Raw genomic sequence first — 6840 nt, 5'->3', positions numbered from 1 at the left:
GGCCCGCAGCGCCTCGCCCTGCTGCCCGGCCCGGCGCGCCAGCCAGAACGGGATCGACGCCACCAGCGGCAGGAACGGCGCCAGCACCAGCGCCAGCAGCGGGTGGATCAGCGCCAGCCCGGCCAGCGCCGCCAGCGGCACCAGCGCGGCGCCGACATAGTCGCCGAGCAGATGGGCGAAGAAGCTCTCCAGCATCTCGGCGTCGCCGGTGGCGGTGCCGGCCAGGTCGCCGGTGCGGCGGCCCAGGACATAGCCGGGCGCCGCCCGCTCCAGCCCGTCGAACAGGCCGAGCTGCAGCTGCTCGATCAGCGCGAAGGCCAGGTCGTGGCCGAAATACGATTGGCCCCAGCGCGCCAGCGCCGTGACCACCACCCCGGCGGCGAGGCCCCAGGCGGCCGGGCCCAGCATCGGCCCGGCGGTGCCGGTGATGGCACCGCCGACCAGCCAAGCGCCGGTGGCCAGCGTTGCCAGCATGCCCAGCTGGGCCAGCGTTCCGCACAGCGCGGTCAGGGCCAGCCCGGCAGGCCGGCGGGCGGCGACCGGCAGCAGGTCGCGCAGGCGATGGCGTGGGGCGGAGAGATCAATGGCGGTCATGCGACGGCTCCCTGGGCCTGGGCAAGGCGGGCGTAGCGACGGCCATCCGCCAGCAGCGCCTCGTGCCGCCCCTCCTCCACCACCCTGCCGCCGCCCAGCACCAGGATGCGGTCGGCCTTGCGAATGGTGGACAGGCGGTGGGCGATGACGAGGGTGGTGCGGTTGCGGAACAGCCGCTCCAGCGCGTCCTGGATCGCCTGCTCGCTGGCGGCGTCGACGCTGGACGTCGCCTCGTCCAGCACCAGGATCGGCGCGTTCTTCAGCAGCGCCCGGGCGATGGCGATGCGCTGGCGCTGGCCGCCGGACAGCAGCGCGCCGCGCTCGCCCACCTCGGTGTCGTAGCCCTCGGGCAGGGATTGGATGAAGTCATGGGCGTTGGCGGCGCGGGCGGCGTCGACCAGCTCGTCAAGCCCCGCCTCCGGCCGGGCGATGCGCAGGTTGTCGGCGACCGTGCCGGGGAACAGGTGGGTGTCCTGCGACACCACGGCGATCTTCTCGCGCAGCGCGGCCAGCGGCAGGTCGCGGATGTCGATCCCGCCGACCCGGATGCCGCCGCGCGCCGGGTCGAAGAAGCGCAGCAGCAGGGCGACGATGGTCGACTTGCCCGCGCCGGACGGGCCGACCAGCGCCACCATCTCGCCCTCCTCCACCCGCAGCGACACCTCGTCCAGCGTCGGCTCCTCCGCCCCGTCATAGGCGAAGCCGACGCGGTCGAAGGCGAGGCTGGCGGCCAGCGGCGCCGGGGTCGGCAGGCGCGGCGCGTCGATCACCGCCGGTTGCGCCGCCAGCAGCGCTGCGATCTCCTTCCCCGCCCCGACGCCGGCCCAGGCGGCGTGCAGCGCCTGGTCCATGCGCTCGATCGGCCGGAACGCCTCGCGCGCCAGGAACAGCGCCGCCAGCAGCGCCATCGGCGCCAGCTCCCTCGCCGAGACGCGCCAGGCGCCCCAGGCCAGCACCGCGGCGACGCCGCCGAGCGAGCAGAGGGTCGTCACCCCGTCGCGCATCAGCGTGACGCTGAGCTCGCGCATCGATTCCCGGCGCAGCCGGGCGGCGTGCTGCGACAGCTCCTGCCGCCGCCGGCCGACGGCGTTGAACGCCTTCAGCGTCACCAGCCCCTGGATGCTGTCCAGCAGGAAGGCCCCGAACACGGCCATCGCGGCGAAGATCCCCGTGGAGCGCGGCATGCGCCAGGCCAGCCACAGCGAGTTGGCGAGCGGCGCCAGCACCACGAACACCGCCAGGATCGCGGCCGAGGTTGGGTCCAGCACCGCCAGGCAGGCCAGCACCGCGAGCGGGCCAAGCACCGCGACGATCACCGAAGGCAGGTAGCGCGCGACATAGGCCTCGACCGCCTCGACCCCGCCGACCAGCGTCGCCTGGATCTCGCCTGTCCGCCGCTCGGTGGCGAAGCCGGGGCCGAGTTGCAGCAGCCGCTCGAACAGGCGGCGGCGCAGCGCCAGCTTGGTCCGCTGCGCGGCGCGCTGGGCCGCCAGCTCGGCCAGCCAGACCAGCCCGGCCCGCAGCAGCACGAGGCCCGCCAGCAGCCCGATCCAGGGCAGCACCGGCGCCAGTCCCTGACCCCGCAGCAGCCCGCCGGCGACCAGCGCCAGCAGCACGCCCTGGCCGAGATTGGCCGCGGTGACGGCCAGCCCCAGCCCGGCCCCCAGCGCCACCTCGCCCCCGACCGGCCCGGCCAGGGCCAGCATCGTCCGGTTGATCATCATGACGGCCATACCTCCGCGATCCGATGAAGCCGCTCCCGCACCGTCGGCGGATTATTGATGACTGACCGACGGTCACTGAGTCAATCGAGAAATGCAAATGAGAATGGATTGCATTTATAAATAAGAATATTTTCTTTCGTGCTTGATCCCAAAGGGTGAACCGGACCGTGCCCCCGGCATCGCTGTGTCTTGCTGCATGGGCAGGTTGTTGCGAGGAACCGGAACAAATCGCCGGCCCGCGTCTTGATTGGTCATCATGCTGACGGCAGACCGAATGATGACCGAAGGCCAGAGCCTCGCCCAGACCCTGCACTTCTGGTTCCGCATCCAGGGCCAGAACTGGGAGGACGGATTCCCGCCCAGCCCGGATGAGACGGCCTGGATCAGCCAGGCGCTGGCCGCGGCGCGGCATGGCAGCCTGGCGCGCAGCCAGGAATGCATTCTGCATGCGATCCTGAGGGATCAGGCGCCTCCCGCAGATGCGGGGGACTACAGTCTCGACAGCTTCCGTCGCGACCTCTCCGCCTTCCATGCGCGATATCTCGACGACCACTAAAATCCCTGAAAAATCCGTAAGATAAATTAGCTTTTGATGATGAGCTTCCGGGTTGCCAAACGGTGGGATCCGAGGGATCGTGGACCGTTGATTTCTCGGGAGGTCGCACGATGGATCGGCCGACGCGTATCGTTCCACCGATCCGCCTGACCTCGACTGCCGATGACGAAGCATCGATCACCGTCGCGAGTGCGCTGGTCGAGCATCTCGATGCCCTGTACGACCGGCTTCTCGACCCTCGGCAGCAGGAGGCGCATGCCGCCGGCACGCTGCGGACGAAGCATCTCGACACGATCGAGCGCCTGCTGTTCCGGGCCACCGAGGAGATGGACCAGGGCGCGGCGCAGCTGAGCGATGCGGTGCGCGCCCAGGCGGCGCTGCTGATCGGCCAGTATGGAGCGCTGCCGCCCGCGGCGGCGCGTGCCGACCGCGCCGGCGAGCCCAGCCGGGCCACGGCCTGACGGCTTCTGCTAGATCCGGCCCCCCGTCGCCACCCAGTCGGCGAAGCTGCGCACCATCATCGGCATATGCTCGGGGTCGTCCGCGAGCTCGGCCAGCTCCCACAGCCGGTGCGTACCGGTGAGGATGGCGACCCGCCGGCGGTCCAGCGCGACGCCGGTCAGCGCCTCATAGGCCGCCGCCAGCCTGGCGGTGAGGTCGGCCGAGACGAAGCCCGAATAGACGAATTCCTGGTGCAGCGGCCCGACGCCGGAATCGGCGAAATCGTAGATGCCGTTCAGCCGCTGTCCGGCATGGTCGAAGGCCATGTTCCAGCCATGGCCGTCGAAGAAGCCGTAGACTGGCGCATGCGGCTCGGGCGGCAGCCGGCCATAGGCGTCGAGCAGCCGCTCCGCCGCCGGGCGCAGCTCCGGTGGCAAGGCCGGCAGCGCGCGGGCGCCGATCCGGTCCGCCCCGCCCCACGCCTCGACCGGCCCGGCGCCGGCCGCGGCCATCCGGCCGGGATCGAGCCGGTGCAGCCCGGCATGGAAGCGGGCCAGGTCCTCAGCCAGCCGCCGGCGCGCGTCGTCGGGCAGCCCGGCATAGTGTTCCGCCAGCAGATGCTCGCCCGGGATCTTGGCGTGCCGCGAGAACAGGGGCGGCCCCTCCACCAGCGCGAGGTCGGGGACCGGCAGCGAGACCGCGGGCCGGACCAGGACTAGCAGCGCGGCCTCCTTGCGCAGCCTTTGCGCCGCCGCGTCGTGCCGCGGGAACTTGAAGATCAGCCGGCCCTCCGCCTCGACCGCCGTCGAATCCCAGCTCTCCGCCAGGATGCGGAAGCGGGACGCGGCCAGGTCGGGGAAGGCGCGCAGGATCGCGGCGCGGCAGGCGTCGAGGTCGGCTGCGGCCATCAGGCTATTTCAGGTTCCAGCGGCGGATCACCGGCTCGCTCAGGTCGTGTTCATAGCCGAGGACGCTGATGCTGGCGGTGTCCAGGACGAAGTTCGCGCCGCCCTCGGGCGGCAGGCCGAGCCAGCGCGCCGCCAGCACCCGCAGGAAATGCGAGCTGGAGAAGGCCAGCACAGACCCGCCGGCCTCGCGGAATTCGCGGATGATGCGGTCCGCCCGCGCCCCGACATCGGCTGCGACCTCGCCCTGCGGGCAGCCGTCGCGGAACAGCTGCCAGCCGGGGCGGTCAGCCAGGATCTGCTTCGTGGTCAGCCCCTCATAAGCGCCGTAATCCCATTCGGCGAGGTCGCCCTTGACCACGGCCCGCGCGCCGAAGCCGGCCAGTTCGCAGGTGGTGCGGGCGCGCTGCGACGGGGACGTCCAGACGGCGGTGACCGACAGGCCCTGCAGCCGGTCGGCCACCCGGCGCGCCGCCTCTGCCCCCGTCGCTGTCAGCGGGATGTCGGACCGGCCGGTGTGCTTGCCGGTGGCGCTCCACTCCGTCTCCCCGTGGCGGACGAGGGTGAGTTCGGGATACGGGCTGCTCATCGGCCTGTCCTTCGGTCATGCGCGGCGCGCCGGAGGGCAACGCTCGGGGGGAGCGCAAGGCTAGCCGCATGCCCGCTGGGCGCCAAGCGTCCCAGGGCAATGCCGCCGATCCCGCGGGATGCGATCCCCGTCTCTCCCACCTAGGCTCGGGCCTCGCAGCTCGTCTATAAAACTAATTAACTACTATATTTTGTATTAAAATCTTATTGACTGAGTTAAATGATATTTTCTATGGTATCTACATGCCGATCTTCATCGGCACCTTGCCGTCGGCCGGATCCGCCTGATGACCGCTTTCGCCAGCCCGCATGAGCTGACCCCGCCCGCCTCCGGGCGCCGGTGGTGTCGCGGCCGCTGTCGCCCGACCTGATCCGCCGACCATCCCTTCATTTCCAGCCTGAACCGGAGGCGCCGCCCGACTGCGGGCCGCCGCGTCTGCGCGCCTTCCCCGATCCGAGGAGCACACCCATGTCCTTTCGCCCCCTGCACGACCGTGTCCTGATCCGCCGCATCGACCAGGACGACAAGACCAAGGGCGGGATCATCATCCCCGACACCGCCAAGGAGAAGCCGCAGGAGGGCGAGGTGATCTCCGTCGGCCCGGGCCTGCGCGACGAGGCCGGCAAGCTGCAGCCGCCGGACGTGAAGGCCGGCGACCGCGTGCTGTTCGGCAAATGGTCGGGCACCGAAATCAAGCTGGAGGGCACCGACTACGTGGTGCTGAAGGAATCCGACATCATCGGCGTGTTCGAGGCGGCCAAGCGCCCCTCGAAGAAGGCCGCCTGAGACCGCGACAGAGCTGAAGGAACCCCATCATGGCAGCCAAAGACGTCAAGTTCAGCGCCGACGCCCGCGACCGCATCCTGCGCGGCGTCGACATCCTGGCCAACGCGGTCAAGGTCACGCTCGGGCCCAAGGGCCGCAATGTCGTGATCGACAAGTCGTTCGGCGCGCCGCGCATCACCAAGGACGGGGTGACCGTGGCCAAGGAGATCGAGCTTTCGGACAAGTTCGAGAATCTCGGCGCCCAGTTGGTGCGCGAGGTCGCGTCCAAGACCAACGATCTTGCCGGCGACGGCACCACCACCGCGACCGTGCTGGCCCAGGCGATCGTCAAGGAGGGCGCCAAGGCCGTCGCCGCCGGTCTGAACCCGCTGGACCTCAAGCGCGGCATCGACAAGGCGGTCGAGGTCGTGGTCAAGGCGGTGGAGGGCCGGGCCAAGAAGATCTCGACCAATGACGAGATCGCGCAGGTCGGCACCATCTCCGCCAATGGCGAAGGCGAGATCGGCCGCATCATCGCCCAGGCGGTGAAGAAGGTCGGCAACGAGGGCGTGATCACGGTCGAGGAGGCCAAGAGCCTGGAGACCGAGCTGGACGTGGTCGAGGGCCTGCAGTTCGACCGCGGCTATCTCTCGCCCTACTTCATCACCAATGCCGAGAAGCTGATCGCCGAGCTCGACAACCCCTACATCCTGATCCACGAGAAGAAGCTGACGGCCCTGCAGCCGCTGCTGCCGCTGCTGGAGGCGGTGGTGCAGAGCGGCCGGCCGCTGCTGATCATCGCCGAGGATGTCGAGGGCGAGGCGCTGGCCACGCTGGTGGTCAACAAGCTGCGCGGCGGCCTCAAGATTGCGGCGGTCAAGGCGCCCGGTTTCGGCGACCGGCGCAAGGCGATCCTCGAGGACATCGCCGTCCTGACCAGGGGTCAGGTCGTCTCCGAGGATGTCGGCATCAAGCTGGAGAACGTCACCCTCGACTATCTCGGCACCGCCAAGCGCGTGCGCATCGCCAAGGAGGAGACCACGATCGTGGACGGGGCCGGCGGCAAGAAGGAGATCGAGGGCCGCATCGCCCAGATCCGGGCGCAGATCGAGGAAACCACCTCCGACTACGACCGCGAGAAGCTGCAGGAGCGGCTGGCCAAGCTGACCGGCGGCGTCGCGGTGATCCGGGTCGGCGGCAAGAAGGAGATCGAGGGCCGCATCGCCCAGATCCGGGCGCAGATCGAGGAAACCACCTCCGACTACG

Annotated in this window: 8 protein-coding genes; 4 read left to right on the top strand and 4 right to left on the bottom strand. The window is 70.1% G+C overall.

What is annotated here, in order from left to right; all coding sequences use genetic code 11:
- A partial coding sequence (locus tag ABDW35_RS28670) for an ABC transporter transmembrane domain-containing protein (RefSeq protein WP_343717267.1) occupies positions 1-594 on the bottom strand: 594 nt, incomplete at its 3' end.
- Positions 591-2318, bottom strand: coding sequence for an ABC transporter ATP-binding protein (locus tag ABDW35_RS28665; protein ID WP_343717266.1), 1728 nt, complete (start codon positions 2316-2318; stop codon positions 591-593). The genes ABDW35_RS28665 and ABDW35_RS28670, both read right to left, overlap by 4 nt.
- A 277-nt stretch (positions 2319-2595) precedes the next feature.
- On the opposite strand from ABDW35_RS28665, the gene ABDW35_RS28660 reads away from it, so the two are divergent.
- Positions 2596-2874, top strand: a complete 279-nt coding sequence (locus ABDW35_RS28660; RefSeq protein WP_343717265.1) for a hypothetical protein — start codon at positions 2596-2598, stop codon at positions 2872-2874.
- A gap of 110 nt (positions 2875-2984) precedes the next feature.
- A complete protein-coding gene (locus ABDW35_RS28655) occupies positions 2985-3335 on the top strand; it encodes a hypothetical protein (RefSeq protein ID WP_343717264.1) in 351 nt (116 codons plus the stop codon).
- Between the two features lie 9 nt (positions 3336-3344).
- On the opposite strand, the gene ABDW35_RS28650 is transcribed toward ABDW35_RS28655, so the two are convergent.
- Together ABDW35_RS28650 and ABDW35_RS28645 are read right to left on the bottom strand one after the other, a co-directional pair.
- The gene (locus ABDW35_RS28650; RefSeq protein WP_343717263.1) at positions 3345-4223 is read right to left on the bottom strand and encodes an aminoglycoside phosphotransferase family protein; all 879 of its coding nucleotides are present in this window, start codon (positions 4221-4223) and stop codon (positions 3345-3347) included.
- Between the two features lie 4 nt (positions 4224-4227).
- Complete coding sequence (locus ABDW35_RS28645) at positions 4228-4809, bottom strand: histidine phosphatase family protein (protein ID WP_343717262.1); 582 nt, start codon at positions 4807-4809, stop codon at positions 4228-4230.
- A gap of 468 nt (positions 4810-5277) precedes the next feature.
- On the opposite strand from ABDW35_RS28645, the gene ABDW35_RS28640 reads away from it, so the two are divergent.
- Positions 5278-5595: a co-chaperone GroES gene (locus ABDW35_RS28640; RefSeq protein WP_343717261.1), complete on the top strand. Its 318-nt coding sequence runs from the start codon at positions 5278-5280 to the stop codon at positions 5593-5595.
- Between the two features lie 29 nt (positions 5596-5624).
- On the top strand, positions 5625-6840 hold a 1216-nt coding region (gene groL, locus ABDW35_RS28635), incomplete at its 3' end, for a chaperonin GroEL (RefSeq protein WP_343717260.1).

The sequence above is a fragment of the Inquilinus sp. genome, assembly GCF_039594555.1.
In the GTDB taxonomy this organism is placed as follows: domain Bacteria; phylum Pseudomonadota; class Alphaproteobacteria; order DSM-16000; family Inquilinaceae; genus Inquilinus.
Note: the sequence above shows the minus strand (reverse complement) of the source record. Positions and strands in the feature narration are given on the sequence as shown.

Coding starts and splice junctions, on each gene's coding strand:
- ABDW35_RS28665 (WP_343717266.1), bottom strand. CDS start 2,318: ATGATGATCAACCGGACGATGCTGGCCCTGGCCGGGCCGGTCGGGGGC.
- ABDW35_RS28660 (WP_343717265.1), top strand. CDS start 2,596: ATGACCGAAGGCCAGAGCCTCGCCCAGACCCTGCACTTCTGGTTCCGC.
- ABDW35_RS28655 (WP_343717264.1), top strand. CDS start 2,985: ATGGATCGGCCGACGCGTATCGTTCCACCGATCCGCCTGACCTCGACT.
- ABDW35_RS28650 (WP_343717263.1), bottom strand. CDS start 4,223: ATGGCCGCAGCCGACCTCGACGCCTGCCGCGCCGCGATCCTGCGCGCC.
- ABDW35_RS28645 (WP_343717262.1), bottom strand. CDS start 4,809: ATGAGCAGCCCGTATCCCGAACTCACCCTCGTCCGCCACGGGGAGACG.
- ABDW35_RS28640 (WP_343717261.1), top strand. CDS start 5,278: ATGTCCTTTCGCCCCCTGCACGACCGTGTCCTGATCCGCCGCATCGAC.